This is a genomic window from Pseudonocardia lacus, from assembly GCF_018531445.1.
Lineage (GTDB): Bacteria > Actinomycetota > Actinomycetes > Mycobacteriales > Pseudonocardiaceae > Pseudonocardia > Pseudonocardia lacus.
In genome coordinates, this window is sequence record NZ_JAHDTH010000002.1 from 86563 (window position 1) to 104991 (window position 18429).

Consider the following 18429-nt stretch of genomic DNA (forward strand, 5'->3'; position numbering starts at 1 on the left):
GTGGGGCTCACCGCCGTCCGGTCGCCGAGTGCCCCACGATCGTGCGGGCGAAGTCGGCCCAGCGCGGGTCCTCGGGGGGTGGCAGGCCGCGCAGGTAGTCGGCCACCTGCGCGGGGTCGTAGTGCAGCCGCTCGAAGTAGCGCGGGAGCTCAGCGCGCACCCGCTCCTCGTCGGTGCGCAGCTCCCCGATCCGCCGCACCAGGTCCGCCTCGGCCCGCTCCAGCGCCGAGATCGCCCGGCGCAGCCGGTCGAGGATCCGCTGGAGCCAGTCCAGCGACGGCTGGTGGTACGCCTCGAGGTGCTGGCGGCCGGGTCCGGTCCAGACCAGCTTCGAGCGTTCGGTGCGGTACTCGTCGAGGGCGCCGCGCACCGCGGTCGCCAGCGTGCGCAGCGTCGCCGCGGCGTCGCGCAGCACCTTCGGGTTCGGCGCCGGCACGGGTGGACCTCCGCAGTCGTCGGCCGTCAGCGGGTGGCGTCCTCGATGTTCTGGGCGTTCTTGTTCACCGCGGTGCCGGCCTCGTCGAGCGCCGTGCGCATCTTGTCGAACTGCGGGCGGGCGTCGTTCCACGCGGTTCGGAAGCGCTCGGCCGCCGGGCCGGTCCAGATGCGTTCGCTGTTGCCGGTGTTGGTGTTGAGGTCCCGGATGATCTCGGCGAGCTGCTGGGCGTTGCGGGTGTACATCTTGGCCATCTCGCGCATCTCCGCGACATCGCCGCCGACCTTCGCCATGGTGGTTCTTCCTCTCATCTGATTGCTGTGTCATCCGATCGGTGCGGTGACCGGCTCCCCGCATCGGACGATGCGGTTCGTCGGACGATCTCCGGTGCACGCTTCGACGGTGAGCGCGGCGCCGGCCGACGCCGGCAGGTCCGCTTCGTCGCACGTGCCGTTCCCCCGGCTGGCCCACACGGGCTCCGGGTCGGGACCGCCGGGTCCGGTGATCACGGCGACCCCGGACAGGCCGTCGACGCGGTTGTCGCAGACGACGATCCGACCGCCGGGCTCGACCGTCACCCGGGCGGCGCAGTCCGGTGGCGCGCAGGCCCGCACGTCGGCGGGGGGCGGTCCCGTGGGCGTGGGTGTCCCGGAGGGCGGGGTCGGCGGTGGGGCGCTGCCCCCGTGGTCGTACAGCTCGAACCCGGTGGTTGCGGCGGCGCCGACGACGACGGCGGCGAGCGCGGTGACCACGACGACGGTCCAGCGCCGCGTCCCGGACCGACCCGCTGGCGCTTCCGGCTCGGTCGTGACCGCCCGGCTGGGCACGTAGCCCGGCACCGCTGACACCCCTACCTCGGTCGTCGGCTCCGTGGCCCGGCCGGGCGGGGTCGGCCCGCCATCGAGGAGCAGGTCACGGGCCGTGTCGCGGAGCCGGCGGGACAGGACCGCGGCCGTCGGTCGGGACCGCGCGTCAGCGCGGAGGCAGTCGGTGACCAGCGACCACAGCTGGGCCGGCACGCCGCCCGGGCGGGGTGGCAGCCGCGCGCCGTGACCGGCCGGGGCCCCGACCAGATCGGCGAGCAGCAGGCCCACCTGCGCGATGTCGTCCGGGACGCCGCGCCCGCCGTCGGGCAGACCCGGCCGGACGATCACCGGCCGGTGCCAGCCGTCCGTCTCGACGCGGACGGCCGCCGGCAGCGGCCCCGGGGTCCGGCCCGCGGCGTGCAGCGCGGCGAGCTGGTCGGCCAGCGCACTCGCGAAGACGGCCGCCCGGTACGGCGGCATCGGCGCGTGCCGGCGCAGGTAGGAAGCCAGGTCGACGCCGGTCGTCCGGGGACCCGCGGCGATCGGCCCGCTCGCCGGCGGCGCGCATCTGTCCACGGCTCCCACCGTGGCGCGGGCAGGGGTGGGCGTCATCGCCGACGAGCGCACGGCCGTTGCGCATCCGTGCACTCCGCCGGGTCAGCCGGAGCCGCGCAACCGGTCGGCGGCCACCTCGGGGTCCAGCGGCCACAGCACGACGGTGTGGTCGCCGCACGCGGCGGCGAGCGAGCGCCCGTCCAGGGTGAACGCCACGCCGCTGACGATGTCGTCGGGCCCGGTGAGGGTGGCCCAGCGGGAACGCGCGGCGACGTCCCACACCACGGCGGTCTGGTCCAGGCCGCCGGAGGCGAGGTAGCGGCCGTCCGGGCTGAAGTCCACGGTGGTGACCACCGCGCTGTGGCCGGCCAGCTCGCCGACAACGGTGCGCCGCGCGACGTCCCACAGCAGCACGCGGCCGTCGCCGCCGGCGGAGGCGAGCAGCCGCCCGTCCGGGCTGAACGCAATGTCGTACACCGTCTGCTGGCGGCCGTCGAGCAGCACCGGGTCGGCCGGAGCGGCGATGTCCCACAGCAGCACGCGGCCGTCGTCACTGCCGGTGGCGAGCAGCCGGCCGTCCGGGCTGAACGCGGCCCCGTGCACGAACGGCTCACCGGATTTGAGCGTCGCGACCACGGACGCGCCGGCCACGTCCCACAGCAGCACCCTGCCGTCCAGCCCGGCCGAGGCGATCATCCGGCCGTCGGGGCTGAACGCCGCGCCGTCGACCACGTCGGTGTGCCCGGGCAGGCCCGCGATCGGGCGTCCGTCGGCGGCGTCGAAGAGCCGGACACCGTCCTCCCCGGTCGTGACGATGACGGTTCCACCGGATCCGTAGCCGACCGTCGCCACCCCGCCCCGGCCCACCCGCACGGCCCGCGGCGTGATCGAGGCGCCGCCCGACGGCGTGTCCCACAGCAGGAGCATGCCGTCCTGGCCGACCGAGGCGATCTGGCGTCCGTCCGGGGCGACGGCCACATCGCTCACCCGGTCGGTGTGGCCGATCAGCGGCATCCGCGCGCGGTCCCAGACCAGGATCGCCTCGTCCTCCCCCGCCGAGGCGATGCGTCGCCCGTCCGGGGAGACGGCCACCCCGTAGAGGCTGCCGGCGTGCCCGGTGAGCCGGACCGTCGCCCCCTGCCGGGCCACGTCCCACAGGATGGCGACGCGGTCGTACCCGGCCGAGACGAGGGTCCGGCCGCCGTCGGTGAACGCGAGGTGGCGGATCGGGTCGGCGTGCTCGCTCAGTGTCGCGACCCGCACACCCTGCCGCACGTCCCACAGCGTGATGACGCGGTCGGCGCCGGCCGCCGCCAGCAGCTGCCCGTCCGGGGTGAACGCGACGGCGAACAGGGCCTCGCCGCTGGCGGGCAGGACCCGCACCGCATCGGGACGGGTCAGGTCCCAGAGGACGACGTTGCCGTCGTCGCCGGCGACGGCGAGGGTCAGCCCGCTGAAGGCGACCTCGGTGGCCGGCCCGCCGTGGCCCGGCAGCTCGAAGCGCTTCGCGCCGGTCGCCGTGTCCCACACGATGGTCCCGCGGTCGGCCCCGGCGGAGGCGAGCAGCTGCCCGTCCGGGCTGAAGGCGACGCCGTCGACGATGCCGTCGTGCCCGTCGAGCGTCTGCAGCCGGGTGCCCGAAGCGGCGTCCCACAGCAGCACCTGGCCGGCGCGGTCGGCGGAGGCGATGAGCCGGCCGTCCGGGCTGTAGGCCACCGCGCGCACCGCCGCGGCGTGCCCGTGCAGGGTGGCGCGGTGGGCGTTGTGCGCGACGTCCCACAGCCGCACGGTCCGGTCCTGCCCGGCCGAGACCAGCGTTGCGCCGTCCGGGCTGAACGCGACCGCCTTGACCAGCCCGGCGTGGCCGGTGAGCCGCGCCTGGTAGGGCCGGCGTCCGGCGAGGCTGAGCAGGGTGCTCCTGGCCTCGACGGTCGGGGCGTGTCCGTAGGCCTGCAGCGCGAGGCGGGCGGCGGTGGCGACGTCGAACCGCAGGCTTCCCAGCGCCTCGGCGGCCAGCTGCCGGGAGACCGCCTCCTCGCGCTGGAACCAGGCGCCGGCTCCGGCGCCGACCGCGGCGAGCAGCAGCACGGCGAGCAGGGCGACGAGGGCGCGCAGTCGTCGGGTGCGCCGTTCCGTGCTGGCCCGGTCGGCCGCCTCGGCCGCGGTGCTGGTCTCCAGGAAGGTCCGCTCGGATCCGGTGAGCTCCTGCGGCTCCGCCTGTTCGCGGGCGACCGCGAGCTGGGCCCCGCGGTACAGCGCCCCGGGGTCGCGGCCGAGCTCCTCCCACGCCCGCGCCGCCTCGGCGAGCTTGCGGTGCACGCGCAGCCGCTCGCGGTGCTCGGTGATCCACTCGTGCAGCCGCGGCCAGGAGACGAGCAGCGCCTCGTGCGCCAGCCGGACGCTGTCGCCGTCCCGGGTGAGCAACCGCGCGCCGACCAGACGTTCGAGAACGGCGCCGGCGAGGTCGGCGAGCTCCGCGCCGTCCACGGGGCGCCCGGTGTCCTCGGTGCCCTTCCCCGGCGCGACCATCCGCAGCAGGATCCGCCTCGCGGTGACGCGCTCGTCCGCGGCCAGTCCCCGGTACACCCGCTCGGCCGTGCGGGCCACGGCGCCGTGCAGCCCGCCGGCAGCGTCGTAGGCGGCCATCGCCAGGTGCTTGCCGCGGCGCAACCGCCAGGTCTCCAGCATCGCGTGCGACAGCAGCGGCAGCACCCCCGGCTGATCGCCCGCGTCCCGCACCAGCGTCGCGACCAGCGCCGGGTCCACGCTCAGCCCGGTCCGCACGGCCGGCTTGACGACCGCGGCCCGCAGCTCGTCCGGGCTCATCGGGCCGACCAGCACCGCGGCGTCGCTGATGGCGGCGGCCAGCTCGGCGTGCCGCGCGCAGTGCCCGAGGAAGTCCGCGCGCATCCCGATCACGACCCGCAGCGTGCTCCGCGCGACCAACAGCGCGTCGACGAACCGGGTGCGCTCCTCGGCGGTGCCGGCGCCGGTGAAGAGCTCCTCGAACTGGTCGACGACGAGCAGGCCGTGCGACGGGATGCGCTCCGGCGCCGGGGGCCGCGGTGTGATCAGCGTGGCCGCGCGCCCGTCGGGCAGGCGTCCCGCCCGGGCCGCGGGGATCAGGCCGGCGCGCAGCAGCGACGACTTCCCGCTCCCCGACGGGCCGAACACGGCGAGGAACCGAGTGGTCGCGAGCCGGGCCACCAGCTCGTCGAGCAGCCGCTCGCGGCCGAAGAACAGCCCGGCGTCCTCCGCCTCGTAGGCGGCGAGCCCGCGGTAGGGCGCCGGCACGTCCGCGGTGTCGGCGTCCCGGCTCGCGGTGGCGAGCTCGGCGCTGACCGCGTACCAGCGCAGCGTCCACTCGTCGCGGTCGCCGCCGCAGGCGTCGACGAAGGCCAGGGTGACGTCCAGGCTCGGCAACCGCTCCCCGCGCGCGGCCTCGGACACCGCCGACAGCGAGAACCGGGTCCGCGCTGCCAGCTCGCGGTAGGTGAGCCCGGCGCGCAGCTCGCGCAGACCGTGCGCGAATCGCTGGATCGGGTCGGCGTTCGGGTCGAGCTGGCGGAGCGGGCGCGGCACGAGGGGTCCTGTCAGCGGTTTTGCAGAGATCGACGGGATTGCTGGAAAACCGCTGCCGGAATATACCCAGCGGTGACCGATCGCGCCGGGGGGATGCGATGACGATGACCAGCTACTCCGGAGCGCCGCCGGAGCGACGACGGCGCTGCGAGCCGCACCTCTGGTACGAACAACACGTCGATGACCTCGGCGCCGTGCAGGCCAGGGTGGTCACCAACCGGCCCCTCGGTCGGCGCCTCGGCCGCACGCCGCTGGGCCGACCGCGACCGCGAGGGCTCACCCTCACGATGCCGCTGCGCGGCCGGATCGCGCTGAGCCAGGACCGGCGGCCGGCCGTCCTCGACGCGGGGGACTTCGTGATCCACGACGCGATCCGGCCGTGCCGGGTGCGCGCGATCGGCCCCTTCGACCTCGTCCAGGCGCTCGTGCTGCAGTTCCCGCGGGTCGTGCTGCCGGTACCGGGCGCCCGGCTCGAGCGCGTGCTCGCCGTCCCGGTCCGGTCCGGACCCGGCCTCGGCGAGCTGACCTCGCGGTTCCTGCGACAACTGGCGGGCAACCTCGACGAGGTGCGCCCGGCGCAGGCCGTCCGGCTGGCCACGGCGACGCTGGACCTGGTGGCCGCACGACTCGCGCACGTGTCGGCCGTCGACGGATCGGCGGTCCCCGGAGCCCGGCAGCGGGAGCTGCTGACGCCCATCCACGCGTTCGTCGAGGAGAATCTCGGCGATCCGCGGCTGTCCCCGTCCGCCGTCGCCACCGCCCACCACATCTCCCTGCGCTACCTGCACAAGCTGTTCCGCGACCAGGGCGCGACCGTGGCGGCGTGGATCCGCGAGCGCCGGCTGGAGGGCTGCCGGCGCTCGCTCGGCGATCCCGCGCTGGCCGCCAGCCCGGTCGCGGCGATCGCGGCCCGGCACGGGTTCACCAGCGCCGCGCACTTCAGCCAGGCGTTCAAGGCGGCCTACGGGATGCCGCCGGGCCGTTACCGCAGCTGGATCCTCGGCTCGGTCGCCGGCTGTCGTCCCGACCCGTAGACGATCTCGACCCGGCGGCCGCTCCGGCACGAGCCGGGTCCACACACCTCTGCCCAAGTGAATCGACCGGGTTGAACCATCGCCGGCCCCGGGCCGCGAGAGGCTCCCGGCCCGGTCTGAGCCGCAGCACCGGCGGCCCGCACGCGGTCGAGGTCGTCCACGAGCTGGGCGACGGGGACAACCTGCTGGTCCGGCGGGCGCTGGCCGGGTTCGTCGGGGACGGTCGGCCGGTCACCGCCGAGGCCGTCCTGCGTCGCTCCGACATCGCTGACCGACACGGCCACCAGCGAGCGCCCAGCCCGCCTTGCCGCGACACCGGGAGCGTGCGGCACCGCGCTGATCCCTACGCGCACTCGGCCGCGAGGTCCGCCGTCGCCTGCCGCACCGGGAGGGCGACCACGGGCTCCGGCTCGGCGGTCGGCTCCAGCGGCTCGTCGTCGCGGTAGTGCCGGCTCAGGTTGCGGTAGTGCTTGCTGGTCAGCGCGTAGGTGGTCAGCACCAGCCCGAACAGCGCCGTGATGACGAACAGCAGTGCGACGCCGCGCATCGGGCCGGTGCCGAACCAGCTGCCGATCAGCTGGGCTCCGGCGCCGCCCTCGGCCATGAACGGCATGAAGACGAACTGCGCCAGCGGGCTGATCAGGAACGCGGTCAGCGGCGACGCCGACTGCTCGACGCTCTGCGCGAACCCGAACACGCGCCCCTGGCGCTCGACCGGCACCACCTTCTGCAGCACGGTCTGCTCGGCCGCCTCCACGTAGGGCATCAGGAACATGAACACGGCCATGCCACCGATGAGCAGGACCACCGAGTGCTGGAGCGGGAAGACGAACGTGACCACCCACAGCGCCATGTTCACCAGCAGCACCAGCCGCACCGGGTTGGACGACAGGCCGGTGCGGGTGATCACCAGGCCACCGATGATCATCAGGGCGCTCAGCGCGCCCCAGAGCAGCCCCCACGCCTCGACGGACATCATCGACAGGCCGTAGGGGTCCATCAGCGCCATGAAGGCGCCCATGAGCAGGTTGTTCAGCGTGCTGAAGAAGATCAGCGGGAGCATGCCGGGGATGGCGCGCACCACGCGGATCGTGCCCTTCAGGTCGATGCCCTTGTCGTCCTCGCCCGCAGCGACGCTGTGCAGTTCGGGCACCCGCAGGGTGTGCAGGTGGACCAGGGCGCCGCCGAGGACGACGACGGCGAGCACCAGCACCGGCAGCATCCCGCCCGCGCCGACCAGCACACCGCTGAGCACGGACGTGACCAGCATCGACACGCCGCTGGTGGTGCCGACCATGCCGTTGGCGCGGTCGCGGCGGGACTCGTCGAACAGCGCGGTGACGACGGTGGGCAGGGCGATCGAGCGCAGGTTGCCGACGATCACGCCCAGCATCAGCAGTGTGATCAGCACCCACAGGCGCACGCTCGCGGGGTTCGTCCACTCCTCGGCCGGCGTGATCACGTACAGCGCCAGGCTCGCGGTGTACAGCCCGAGCGACACGGCCGCGGAGCCCTGCATCACGGTCTTCTTGCGGTGGTGGTCGACGATGCTGCCGAACCAGATCCCGGTCAGCGTGGTGAAGACCAGGAAGAGCCCGGCGATGATGCCGGTGGCGAACACCGAGCCGGTCTCCAGGTAGACGAAGAAGGTGATCGCGAACCAGACGGTGAAGTTCGTGACCGACACGCCCAGCACGTTGACCAGCAGCTGCGCGAAGGTCCGAACGGTCGGGTCCGACAGCCGCAGCTGCGTCGAGGCCCGCTCGTCGGTGCTGGTGGCAGTCATGACAACTCCTGTGGTCCGTCGGTTCGCATCGAGCCTCGTAGTTCAAGTCGACTTCATGTCAACCCCGTGCAGCTCGAGCATTCACAGGACAAGACCCGCACCACGGCGAGAACTCATCGCCGGCCGCAGAAGCCGATCCGGCGGGTACTCGCCGGACTTCTTCGCGGCGTTCCTGGGCCACCTCAGCGGCAAGCCGTACTTCCACCCGTGTTCGCCAAGACCGGCACCGGCGTCGGGCGCTTCGACCCGTCGGCCCCGCCGACCACCTACAAGGCGCTCGCCGGCTACATCGAGATGCCGGACGGCGGCTGGGTCACGTTCGCGGAGTTCATGCAGGCCCCGGTCGAGTCGGTCCCGGCGGGCCAGGCGCTGGCGGACTTGGCCGGCGCCGCGATGGGCGAGATCGCCGCCCACGTCTACGAGACGGCCGGCTGATCAGCCCGATCCGCTGACGGCGGGGCCGTCAGCGGACCGAGCCGCGGTCAGCGAGCGGTCTTCCGCGCGGCTTCGAGGATGACGTCGGTGACGGCCCTCGGCTGCGAGACGGTGACGGCGTGCGACGCGTCGACCTCGACCAGGTGGGCGCCCGCCCGGTCGGCCATGAAGCGCGACAGCTCGGCCGGGATGGCGAGGTCCTGGCGCGCCGACAGGGCCCAGCTCTCGATCGACTTCCACGCGGCCCGGGTGGCCGGCGCCTCGAACGCGGCCAGCGCCAGCGGGCGCTGCGTCGCCGCCATCCGCAGGGCGACGTCGGCGTCGACGTCACCGGCGAACAGCTCGTGGAACTGCTCCTGGTCGATGTAGAGCTCCGGCGCCGACGTGCCGTCCGCGGCCGGATACGGGACCGGCTGCGCGGCGTCGCCGAGGCGGGCGCCCGGGAACTTGCCGACGAGGTCGACCAGGTTCTCGCCGGGCTCGGGCAGGAAGCTCGCGACGAAGACGAGGGCCGTGACGTCCGGGTGGCCGTCGGCCGCGTGGCTCATCACCACCCCGCCGTACGAGTGCCCGGCGACGACGATCGGGCCGTCGATGCTGTCGAGGAGGCTGCGGACGTACGCGGCATCGCCTTCGATGCTGCGCAGCGGGTTCGCGGCCGCGATCACCGGGTGCCCGGCCTCGCGCAGCGCCGTGATCGACCCGTTCCAGCTGGACGAGTCGGCGTAGGCGCCGTGGACCAGGACGATGGTCTGCTTCCCGGGGGTGGTGCTCATGGCGGTTCCTTCCATCGGAGGGTGCGGTGGGCTCAGGCCCGGACTTCGACTTCGACTTCCAGTTCGATCTCGACCGGCGAGCCCAGCGGCAGCCAGGCGACGCCGACGGCGGAGCGGACGTGCCGGCCGCGCTCGCCGAAGGTCTGTTCGAGCAGGTGGGAGGCGCCGTCGACGACGGCGGGCTGGTCGGTGAAGCCCTCGGCGGAGGCGACGAAGCCGCCCACCCGCACGACGCGCACGACGTCGTCGAGCCGCGCCTGGGCGTGCACCGCGGCGAGCGCGTTGACCGCGGCCACGCGGGCCAGCGCGTACGCCTCGGCCACCGTCACCTCGGCGCCCAGCCGGCCGATCGCCGCCAGGCTGCCGTCGACCAGCGGGAGCTGGCCCGAGGTGATCACGCGGGTACCGACCCGGAGGGCGGGGACGTGGGCGGCCACCGGGGCGGGTGCGTGGGGCAGCCGGAACCCGAGCTCCGCCAGCCGGGCCAGCGGACCGGCGCGGGGGAAGGGATCGGCCATGGCACCTCGACCTCGGGGGACGCTGCTGGTCTGCGTCGATGCTCGGTCCCCGCGCACCCGCGCCGAGTCCCGCGTTCGCGTAGTCCGGTGATGGCGCGGCCGCCGGCTACGCGCCCCACGAGCTCTGTCCCGGCGATCACCCGTTTGCGTACACTCCCCGATTTGTGAGGATCCGCCGCCGGCTCGCCCGACGAGCCGCGGCGTAGCCGCGTGGGGCTGATCGGCCGCGACGCGGAGCTCGACGCGATCGTGGGCCTCCTCGACGCGGCCCGCTCGGGGCGCAGCGGCGCGGTGCTGGTGCGCGGCGAGGCCGGGATGGGCAAGTCGGCCCTCCTCTCGGCGGTCATCGAGCACGCCCGGACGGCGGGGATGCGGACCCGCGAGGTCCGGGGGGTCGCCGGCGAGGTCGACTTCGGGTTCGCCGCGCTGCAGCGGCTGCTCATCCCGTTCATGGACGGCTACAGCGGCTTGCCGGGCCCCCAGCGCGCCGCACTCGGTGCGGCGATCGGGCTGACCGATGCGAGCGCACCGGACCGGTTCCTGGTCGGTCTGGCCGCGCTCACGCTGCTGGCCGAGACCGAGCCCGACCGCCCCAAGCTGCTCGTGGTGGACGACGCCCACTGGCTGGACCGGGAGTCGCTGGACACCCTGCTCTTCGTCGCCCGGCGCATCCAGGCGGAGTCGCTGGCGATCGTCTTCGGGGCGCGGCCCGGGGGCGCCTTCGACGGGATCACGACCGTCGAGCTGGCCGGGCTGTCGCCGGAGGCGACGACCCGGCTGCTCTCGATCACGTCGGGGTCGGCCGTGGACCCCGAGGTCGGTCGGCGCGTCGCGGCCGGCTCGCAGGGGTGCCCGCTCGCCGTCGTCGAACTCGTCCGGGACCTCTCACCGGGCCAGCTCGTCGGGACCATCGCCCTGCCCGATCCGCTGCCGATCGGCGACCGGCTCGAAGGGCTCTACCTCGACAGGGTCCGCGCGCTCCCGACGGCCACCCGGCAGCTGCTGCTGATCGCCGCCGCGGAACCCGGGGCGCACCTGGCGACCGTGTCGGCGGCGGCCGCGACCGCGGGCCTCACCGCGGACGCGCTGGACGCCGCGCAGCAGGCGGGACTGGTCGACCTGGACGGAACCGTCACGTTCCGCCACCCGCTCGTGCGCTCGGCCGTGTACCGAGGGGCCGCGCCGGCGGATCGCCGGCGCGCCCACGCCCTGCTCGCCCAGGTCACCGATCCGGACGTGGAGCCCGACGCGTGGGTGTGGCACCGGGCCCGCTCGGTCGCGGCCCCGGACGAGGAGGTGGCGTCGGCGCTGGAGGCCCGCGGCGTCGAGGCCGAGCGCAGGGGGCGCTACGCGGCGTACGCGACGCTGCTGTCCCGCGCCGCCGAGCTCACGGCCGACCCGCGGGCCCGCGCCCGCCGCGCGCTGACCGCGGCGAACGCCACGGTCGTTGCCGGTGCGCCGGGCGAGGCGGGCGTGCTCCTCGACCGCATCCGGATGGAGCACGCCGAGCCACTCGTCCAGGTCCACGCGAAGCGGCTGCGGGCAACGCTCACGTCCATCGGCCGGCTGCGAGAGGCGTTGCCGCTGATGCTCGACGCGGCGCACTCCGCCGAGCACCTCGACCCCGCGCTCGCCCGCCTCACCTACGCCGACGGCCTCTTCATGCTGGCGCTCGCCTCGCACCTCGCCCCACCCGGTCTGGCCGAGGAGCTGGCCGCGTCGGCGCTCGCGGCGCTGGAGCCCGCCGACACGTCGGTCATCGACGACCTGGTCCGGGCGTTGGCGGAGCGGCTGACCGGGGACCACGCGCGCGCGGTCGGCCTGCTGCGGACCTCGATGCGTTCGATGCTGCGGCCGGACCTCCCGAACGCGTTCCTGCGCTGGTCCAGCGCCGGCGCCATGGTGGCGGTGGAGCTGCTCGACATCGACCTGTTCCGCCGGTTCAGCGCTGCCTGGGCCGACGAGGCCCGCTCGCGCGGAGCGCTCGACCGGCTCCGCAGCACGCTGGGCAACCAGGCCCAGGGCGAACTGTGGTGCGGCCGGTTCGACACCGCCGCGACCATGTGCGAGGAGGCCGCGGAGATCGCCCGGTCCATGGGCGACGACGTCCTCGTGTGGAGGTTGCTGGGCGCGGAGCTCTACGCCTGGCGCGAGGACGAAGCAGCGTGCCGGGCGATCATCGACGTGATCCGCTCCCCCGCGCTCGCGGAGACGGGCAACGGCCTCCTGATCAACTCCGCGCAGCTTGCCCTGACGGTCCTGGAGAACAGCCTGGGCAACTACGCGGCCGCACTGGAGGCCGCGTGGCCGGTGTTCGAGCGCGACCCGGTCTTCCAGGGCGGGCGGATCCTCGCCGAGATCGTCGAGGCCGGGCACCGGTGCGGCCGCGACGACGCCGCCACCGCGGCGCTGCACCGCCTCGGGGCGAGGTCGGACGCCTGGGGCACGGCGTGGGCCGCCGGTCTGCACGCCCGCGCGACCGCGATCATGGCGGGAGAGGACGCCGAGCCGCACTTCGTCCGCTCGATCTCCGAGCTGGAACGCACGCCCGTCCGCACCGACCTCGCGCGCAGCCACCTCCTCTACGGGGAGTGGCTGCGCCGCCAGAACCGGCGCAGGGACGCCAGGGCGGAACTCACCACGGCCCACGACATGTTCGTCGAGATGGGCGCGCCCCGCTTCGCGAGCCGGGCGGCCCGGGAGATCGCCGCGACGGGGGCGACCGTCCGGCGGAGGAGCTCCGCGGCGGACACCGAGCCCCTGACGCCCCAGGAGGAGGCGATCGCGCAGCTCGCGGCCGGCGCCGCCACCAACCGGCAGATCGCCGCCGGGCTGTTCCTGAGCGCGAGCACGGTCGACTACCACCTCCGCAAGGTCTACCGGAAGCTCGGCGTCGACTCGCGCCGGAAGCTGCGGGACGCGCTCGACCAGCGCCCGGGTCGGTGACGGGGGCGAGATCGCTCGGCGGTGGAAGCGCGTGGTCCGTAGTCGGCACGCAGGTCCCGGTCGCCGCGGTCGATGCCGAGCGCGCCGTGGACGGCGGCCCCGAACGCCGTCCGCCTGCGGTGCCCACCCCGCCGCGACACCGTCGGGGAGCGCGCCGAGCCCTCAGCCCCACCGGTAGCGGGTCTGGGACGACTCGCTACCGGCGGCGAAGGCGAAGGCCTTGTCCGGCTGGACCCGGTAGAGCTGCACGTTCCCGGTCCGGACGGCGTCACCCAGCTGGTACCAGGTCCCGTCCTCGCGGGTGAGGTGCCAGCCGTAGGCCTGCTCGAAGGCGGTCGCCGCGGCATCCCGGGTCGCCCGGTCGGTGACCAGGCTCGCCGTGCCTTCGACGACGTAGTCCATGCCCGTCAGCGTGTCGGTTCCGGTGGTCAACGCGCAGCGCTGGTTGGCGTCGAGGTTCCTCGCCTTCTGCTCACTGTCGCCGGTGGTGAACCACATCGCGCCGAGCGCCCAGATCGCCAGCAGCGGTGTCACGTGGGGGCGGCCGTCGCGGCGCACCGTGCACAGGTGGAACTTCTGGATCCGGCGCAGGGCCCATTCCGTCGCCGCCCACGGCGTCGGCTTGGCCCCTGGTGAGGAGAACGGACCGAGGCTGGTCAGTGGCGCGGGCGGGTCGTCGGTCGTACGAACGGGCATGGTTCTCCTCGTGGTCGTCGCGCATCCGACGACGTCGGACCTCGCGGATCAGGTCGGGATCACCGCGGTGAACGGTGTCGGGGTACTGGTCGGTGGCGTGGGCAACTCGCCCACTACGTCGTCGATGGTGCGGTCCCGAGCCCGGGCGCTGATGGCGTCGGCCCGGGGTCCGAGACGTCGTCGGACCTGGTCGGCCAGGTCCGCGAGCGGTGGCGCGTCGGCGGCGGGCACCGGTATCCCGACGCGGCGGCGCTCCGCGTCGGCCACGGTGAGCAGGGTCAGCGCCTCCTCGTCGGCGCCGGCGGCGTGCAGGGCACCGGCGAGGCACCCCACGCCGTCGCACAACCCACCTCGGTGCCCGATGGCGGCGGCGACGCCGAGGGCCTCGCGCGCCCGCTCCCCCGCCTCCGCGGCGTCGCCCATCGCGGTCGCCGCGCGTCCGAGCAGGGTGAGCGCGTGGATCTCGCCCTCCCGGTAGCCCACCGACCGCCACAGCGACAGGCACTCCCGCGCGGCGGTGGCGGCGGCGGTCGGGTCGCCCGTCAGCAGGGCGCGGCGGGCGACCTGGCTCATGGCCAGGCCCATCTGCTGGTTGTCGCGACCGGGTCGGGCCGCGGCGAGCGCGGCGGCGATGCGGTCGTCGGCGTCGTCCTCGTCGGCGTCGACGGCGGTCCGCGCCCGCAGGATCAGCGCGGCCGTGCGGTGCCACATGTCGCCGCAGGCTTCCGCGCGCTCGGCGGCTTCGTCGTGGGCGGCGGCGGCGCCGGGCAGCTCGCCCATCGCCCAGCGGACCAGACCGAGGGTCACCAGCGCTCCACTGGCGATCCTGTCGTCCCCGATCCGCCGGGACAGCTCCGCGCTGCGCAGGCACGTCTCGTGCGCCTTGCGCAGGTCGCCGCGAGGGGCGGCGATGCGCCCGATCGCGTGCAGGAGCGCGGCCCGCACGGCGTCGTCGTCCGTGCCGGGGACGGCGCGCTCCAGCCAGTGCTCGGCCTCGTCGAGCATCCCCTCCAGCATCCAGAACCAGTGCGCCGTCACGGCGAGCCGGGCCCCGCGTCCGGGTGCGCCGCCGTCCAGCGCCCACCGCAGGGCGGCGCGCAGGTCGGGCAGCGACGCGGACAGCCGCCGCAGCCACCCCGCCTGCTCCGCCGAGCGGAGCCCGCCGTCGGCGGCCGCCACGAGCGCGAAGACGTGGTCGAAGTGGCGCCGTCGCACCTCCTCCCGCCACGGCTGGGCGGCCAGCGCCTCCGCGGCGTAGGCCCGCAGCGAGTGCAGGAGCCGGTAGCGGTCGTCGGCGGTCGGCACGACCAGCGACTGCCGCACGAGCGACGCGACCGACCGGTAGCACTGCCCGGACGAGGTGGCGGTGACGGCGGCGGCCGCATCCAGGTCGAACGACCCCGCGAAGGCGCCCAGCTCGGCGAAGAACCGGCGCTCCCGCTCGTCGAGCAGGTCCACGCCGGACCTGATCGCGGCGCGCAGGGTGCGGTGGCGTGCCGGGGCCTCGCGGGAATCGGACTCCAGCAGCTCGAAGTGGTCGTCGAGCCGGCTGCGGATGCCGCGCGGGGTGAGGACGTCGGCGTGGGCGGCGGCGAGCTCGATGGCCAGCGGCAGGCCGTCGAGGGCCTCGACGATCGCCGCGACGTCGGCGGCGTTGTCGTCGGTCACGGCGAAGCCCGGCCGCACCGCCGACGCGCGCTCGGTGAACAGCCGGACCGCGTCGACGTCGCGCACCTCGCCGGGCGTGGTCGCGCCCGACGGCGGCAGCGGCAGCGGCGGGACCGGCCACACGACCTCCCCGGCGACCCGGAGCGGGCGGCGGCTGGTCGCCAGCAGCACCAGCGCGGGGCAGCCGTCGCGCAGCCGCTTCGCCAGGCCGGCCGCCGCGTCGATCACGTGCTCGCAGTTGTCGAGCACGAGCAGCCCCGCGGTCGCACCGATCCGGCGCACCACGGCGTCGTGCGGGTCCTCGGCGGTGGCCGTCGCCGCGCCCACCGCCCTGGCCGCGGACGCGGCGACGAGGCGATCGTCCTGCAGCAGGCTCAGGTCGACGAACCAGACCGGATCGGACCCGCGCGACCGGGCGAGTTCGAGCGCGAGCCGGGTCTTCCCGGCCCCGCCCGGCCCGGTGAGGGTGACCAGCCGGGCCCGGTCGAGCAGGTCGTGCAGGTCGGCGAGGTGCTCGCGGCGGCCGACGAGGCCGGTCGGCGGCATGGGTGGTCGATCAGGGCCCGGCGGCGGGCCGGCGCTCGTCGTCGGCGGATGGGAGTCCGCGGGCGGTCGCCACCGCAAGGCGTCGTCCTGCGCGAGGACCTGCCTTTCGAGCAGCCGCAGTCGGGGGCCGGGGTCGAGCCCGAGCTCACGGGCGAGCACCCGGCGCGCCGCCTGGTAGGCGTCGAGCGCGTCGCCCTGGCGACCCGCGCGGTAGAGCGCGAGCACCAGGGACGCGTGGAGCCGTTCGCGCAGCGGGTTGTCCGCGACCAGCGGTCGGGCCGCCGCGATCACGTCGAGGTCGCGCCCCAGCGCCAGCAGCGCCTCCAGCCGGGCCTCGTGCAGCTGCAGGTGCAGCTCCTGCAGCCGGGCCACCTCCGGGGCGGCCCACGGCCGCGTCGCCACGTCGGCGAGCGGCTCGCCGCGCCAGAGCGCGAGCGCCTCGGCGGTGTGCTCCAGCGCGCGGTGGGCCCCGAGGGCGGTCCCGGCGCCGGCCAGCGTGGTGGCGGCCCCGACCAGCTCGGTGAAGCGGTGCGCGTCGATCGCGGAGTCGGCGACGGCGAGCGCGTAGCCCGGCGCCCGGCTCACGAGCAGGGCCGCGCCCTCGGCGCCGAGCGCCCGGCGCAGGTAGGAGACGAGGCGGTGCACCGAGTTCGCGACGTCGGCGGGCGGCGAGTCGGCCCAGAGCCGCTCGGCGACGACGTCGACCGGGACGGGGGTGCGCGGATGGGTCAGCAGGAGCACCAGCAGAGCGCGCGGGAGGCCGGGGCGGACCGGGACCGGCGATCCGTGGGCGCTCACCTGCAGCGGCCCCAGGACCGAGAAGTCCACGGTCGGTGAGCGTACGGCAGGGGGCGGGTCCTGAGGAGGGCTCCGGCGCCGGTGACCAGGGCGGAGGGCCGTGTCAGGTGCGGAACAGGTCGGTGACAGGCGCGCGCGGTCTGCTCCCGCACAGCGCCCCCGGTGGGGGCACCCGACCTCCAGGAGGACCGATGTCCACGGCGTCCGCCCCGCTCGACCGCTACGCCGCGCCCGCGCTGTGGCTGCTGCCGGCCCACGGCGTGCTGCTGGCCCTGAGCACCCTCACCCACCAGCCCTCCATCACCGACTTCGACGCCTACGCGCGCTACATCTCCACCGACGTCTTCCTGCTCAGCCACCTGGTCGCCAGCATCGGCGGCGCCGGCCTCGCCGCCGTCGGCGTGACGGCCGCGCTGGTCTTCCTGGGTCGCGGACGGGCGGTCCGCGGCGCGGCGGTCGGGACGGCGCTCACCCTGCTGGCGCTGGTGGTGATGGCCTCGGCGTTCGGCAGCGCCGCGTTCGCGCAGCCCGGCATCGGCCGCGCGCACCTGGCGGGCGCGCCGGGCATGGCGGCGCTGAACCTCGACACGGCCTACGGCCCGGCCCTGGTCGCGACGATCGGCGTCTCGACGCTGCTGTTCGTCGCCGGCGCGATCGTGCTCGGCTCGGCCATCGCCCGCACCGCGCCGGGCCTGCGGTGGGCGGGGATCGCCTACGCCGTCGCACTGCCGCTGTTCGTCGCCACCGGCATGGCCTTCCAGGTCCTGCAGCCGGTGATGGGGCTGGCCGTCGCGGTGGCGACCGCGGTCGTCGCCCTGCGCCTGCCCCACGCCGTGCGCGTCGGGCCCGAACCCGTCGTCGCCCACTCCTGACCACGACACCGACCGGGAGCCGATCATGATCGAGATCCGCGGGCTGACCAAGCGGTACGGCCCGACCACCGCCGTCGACGACCTGTCCTTCCGGGTCGAGCCGGGCCGGGTCACCGGCTTCCTCGGCCCGAACGGCTCGGGCAAGTCGACCACGATGCGGGTGGCGCTGGGCCTGGACCGCGCCACCGCCGGGGAGGCGCTGCTCGACGGCACGCCCTACCGGGACCTGCGGTACCCCTTGCGCACGGTGGGCGCGCTGCTGGACGCGCGCTGGGTGCACCCGAACCGGTCGGCGCGGGCGCACCTGCGCTGGATCGCGGCGTCCAACGCGCTGCCGGCGGGCCGCGTCGACACCGTGCTGGAGCAGGTGGGCCTGACCGCGGTGGCCGACCGGCGGGCGGGGGCCTTCTCCCTCGGCATGTCCCAGCGGCTGGGCATCGCCGCGGCGCTGCTCGGCGACCCCGGGACCCTGCTGTTCGACGAGCCGGTCAACGGGCTCGACCCGGAGGGCGTGCGCTGGATCCGGCGGCTCGTGCAGGGCCTGGCCGCCGAGGGCCGCACGGTGCTGGTCTCCAGCCACCTGCTGTCGGAGATGGCGGTGGCGGCGTCGCACCTCGTGGTGATCGGGCGCGGCCGGCTGATCGCCGAGTCGACCACCGCCGAGTTCATCGACTCGGCCGCGGACGACACCGTGCTCGTCCGCACCCCGCAGCCGGTGCTGCTGGCCGAGGCGCTGCGACGGGCCGGCGCCTCGATCGTCCCGGTGGACGGTGACGACCTCGGGCTGAGCGTCACCGGCGCGACGCCGGAGAAGATCGGCGAGGTCGCCGCGGCGCGCGGCCTGGTGCTGCACGGGCTCACCCCGCAGCACGCCTCGCTGGAGAACGCGTTCCTGCGGCTGACCGGGCACGACGTCGAGTACGTCTCCGGTGGCCCCGATCAGGCCGCGGCCGTGCCCGCGGCGGGGAGGTGAGC

14 protein-coding genes are annotated in these 18429 nt (G+C 75.3%); 5 read left to right on the forward strand and 9 right to left on the reverse strand.

Features of this window, described 5'->3' with window-relative positions:
* Positions 1-7: 7 nt before the first annotated feature.
* From KIK08_RS01130 to KIK08_RS01145, 4 genes are all read right to left on the reverse strand, one after another.
* A complete protein-coding gene (locus KIK08_RS01130; protein ID WP_214401037.1) occupies positions 8-436 on the reverse strand; it encodes a hypothetical protein in 429 nt (142 codons plus the stop codon).
* Positions 437-462: 26 nt separating this feature from the next.
* Positions 463-729 (reverse strand): WXG100 family type VII secretion target, encoded by a 267-nt coding sequence (locus KIK08_RS01135; protein ID WP_214401038.1) that lies wholly within the window; start codon positions 727-729, stop codon positions 463-465.
* 30 nt (positions 730-759) lie between these two features.
* Positions 760-1818 (reverse strand): hypothetical protein, encoded by a 1059-nt coding sequence (locus KIK08_RS01140; protein ID WP_214401039.1) that lies wholly within the window; start codon positions 1816-1818, stop codon positions 760-762.
* Positions 1819-1899: 81 nt separating this feature from the next.
* Positions 1900-5379, reverse strand: coding sequence for an nSTAND1 domain-containing NTPase (locus tag KIK08_RS01145; RefSeq protein WP_214401040.1), 3480 nt, complete (start codon positions 5377-5379; stop codon positions 1900-1902).
* A gap of 98 nt (positions 5380-5477) precedes the next feature.
* Here KIK08_RS01145 and KIK08_RS01150 point away from each other — a divergent pair, with 98 nt between their 5' ends.
* A complete protein-coding gene (locus KIK08_RS01150; RefSeq protein ID WP_214401041.1) occupies positions 5478-6413 on the forward strand; it encodes a helix-turn-helix domain-containing protein in 936 nt (311 codons plus the stop codon).
* Positions 6414-6756: 343 nt separating this feature from the next.
* Here the strand turns inward: KIK08_RS01150 and KIK08_RS01155 are convergent, their stop codons facing one another.
* On the reverse strand, positions 6757-8199 hold the full coding sequence (locus KIK08_RS01155; protein WP_214401042.1) for an MFS transporter: 1443 nt from the start codon (positions 8197-8199) through the stop codon (positions 6757-6759).
* Positions 8200-8406: 207 nt separating this feature from the next.
* Here KIK08_RS01155 and KIK08_RS01160 point away from each other — a divergent pair, with 207 nt between their 5' ends.
* Positions 8407-8634, forward strand: coding sequence for a hypothetical protein (locus KIK08_RS01160; protein ID WP_214401043.1), 228 nt, complete (start codon positions 8407-8409; stop codon positions 8632-8634).
* Positions 8635-8681: 47 nt separating this feature from the next.
* Here the strand turns inward: KIK08_RS01160 and KIK08_RS01165 are convergent, their stop codons facing one another.
* Together KIK08_RS01165 and KIK08_RS01170 are read right to left on the reverse strand one after the other, a co-directional pair.
* Positions 8682-9410 carry an alpha/beta fold hydrolase gene (locus tag KIK08_RS01165; RefSeq protein WP_214401044.1) on the reverse strand — a complete coding sequence of 243 codons (729 nt, stop codon included), beginning with the start codon at positions 9408-9410 and terminating at the stop codon, positions 8682-8684.
* Positions 9411-9442: 32 nt separating this feature from the next.
* Positions 9443-9928: a RidA family protein gene (locus tag KIK08_RS01170; protein WP_214401045.1), complete on the reverse strand. Its 486-nt coding sequence runs from the start codon at positions 9926-9928 to the stop codon at positions 9443-9445.
* Between the two features lie 210 nt (positions 9929-10138).
* On the opposite strand from KIK08_RS01170, the gene KIK08_RS01175 reads away from it, so the two are divergent.
* Positions 10139-12874, forward strand: coding sequence for a LuxR family transcriptional regulator (locus KIK08_RS01175; RefSeq protein ID WP_214401046.1), 2736 nt, complete (start codon positions 10139-10141; stop codon positions 12872-12874).
* A gap of 162 nt (positions 12875-13036) precedes the next feature.
* On the opposite strand, the gene KIK08_RS01180 is transcribed toward KIK08_RS01175, so the two are convergent.
* Both KIK08_RS01180 and KIK08_RS01185 read right to left on the reverse strand, forming a co-directional pair.
* Complete coding sequence (locus tag KIK08_RS01180; protein WP_214401047.1) at positions 13037-13570, reverse strand: pyridoxamine 5'-phosphate oxidase family protein; 534 nt, start codon at positions 13568-13570, stop codon at positions 13037-13039.
* A 48-nt stretch (positions 13571-13618) separates the two neighbouring features.
* Complete coding sequence (locus KIK08_RS01185; RefSeq protein ID WP_214401048.1) at positions 13619-16612, reverse strand: ATP-binding protein; 2994 nt, start codon at positions 16610-16612, stop codon at positions 13619-13621.
* A 161-nt stretch (positions 16613-16773) separates the two neighbouring features.
* Here KIK08_RS01185 and KIK08_RS01190 point away from each other — a divergent pair, with 161 nt between their 5' ends.
* A complete protein-coding gene (locus KIK08_RS01190; RefSeq protein WP_214401049.1) occupies positions 16774-17454 on the forward strand; it encodes a hypothetical protein in 681 nt (226 codons plus the stop codon).
* A 25-nt stretch (positions 17455-17479) separates the two neighbouring features.
* Positions 17480-18427, forward strand: coding sequence for an ATP-binding cassette domain-containing protein (locus KIK08_RS01195; RefSeq protein WP_214401050.1), 948 nt, complete (start codon positions 17480-17482; stop codon positions 18425-18427).
* Positions 18428-18429: the final 2 nt, after the last annotated feature.

Bases quoted from the DNA above. Each gene is read 5' to 3' on its own strand.
- KIK08_RS01150 (WP_214401041.1), top strand. From the start codon at position 5,478: ATGACGATGACCAGCTACTCCGGAGCGCCGCCGGAGCGACGACGGCGC.
- KIK08_RS01170 (WP_214401045.1), bottom strand. From the start codon at position 9,928: ATGGCCGATCCCTTCCCCCGCGCCGGTCCGCTGGCCCGGCTGGCGGAG.
- KIK08_RS01165 (WP_214401044.1), bottom strand. From the start codon at position 9,410: ATGAGCACCACCCCCGGGAAGCAGACCATCGTCCTGGTCCACGGCGCC.
- KIK08_RS01180 (WP_214401047.1), bottom strand. From the start codon at position 13,570: ATGCCCGTTCGTACGACCGACGACCCGCCCGCGCCACTGACCAGCCTC.
- KIK08_RS01135 (WP_214401038.1), bottom strand. From the start codon at position 729: ATGGCGAAGGTCGGCGGCGATGTCGCGGAGATGCGCGAGATGGCCAAG.
- KIK08_RS01190 (WP_214401049.1), top strand. From the start codon at position 16,774: ATGTCCACGGCGTCCGCCCCGCTCGACCGCTACGCCGCGCCCGCGCTG.
- KIK08_RS01195 (WP_214401050.1), top strand. From the start codon at position 17,480: ATGATCGAGATCCGCGGGCTGACCAAGCGGTACGGCCCGACCACCGCC.
- KIK08_RS01155 (WP_214401042.1), bottom strand. From the start codon at position 8,199: ATGACTGCCACCAGCACCGACGAGCGGGCCTCGACGCAGCTGCGGCTG.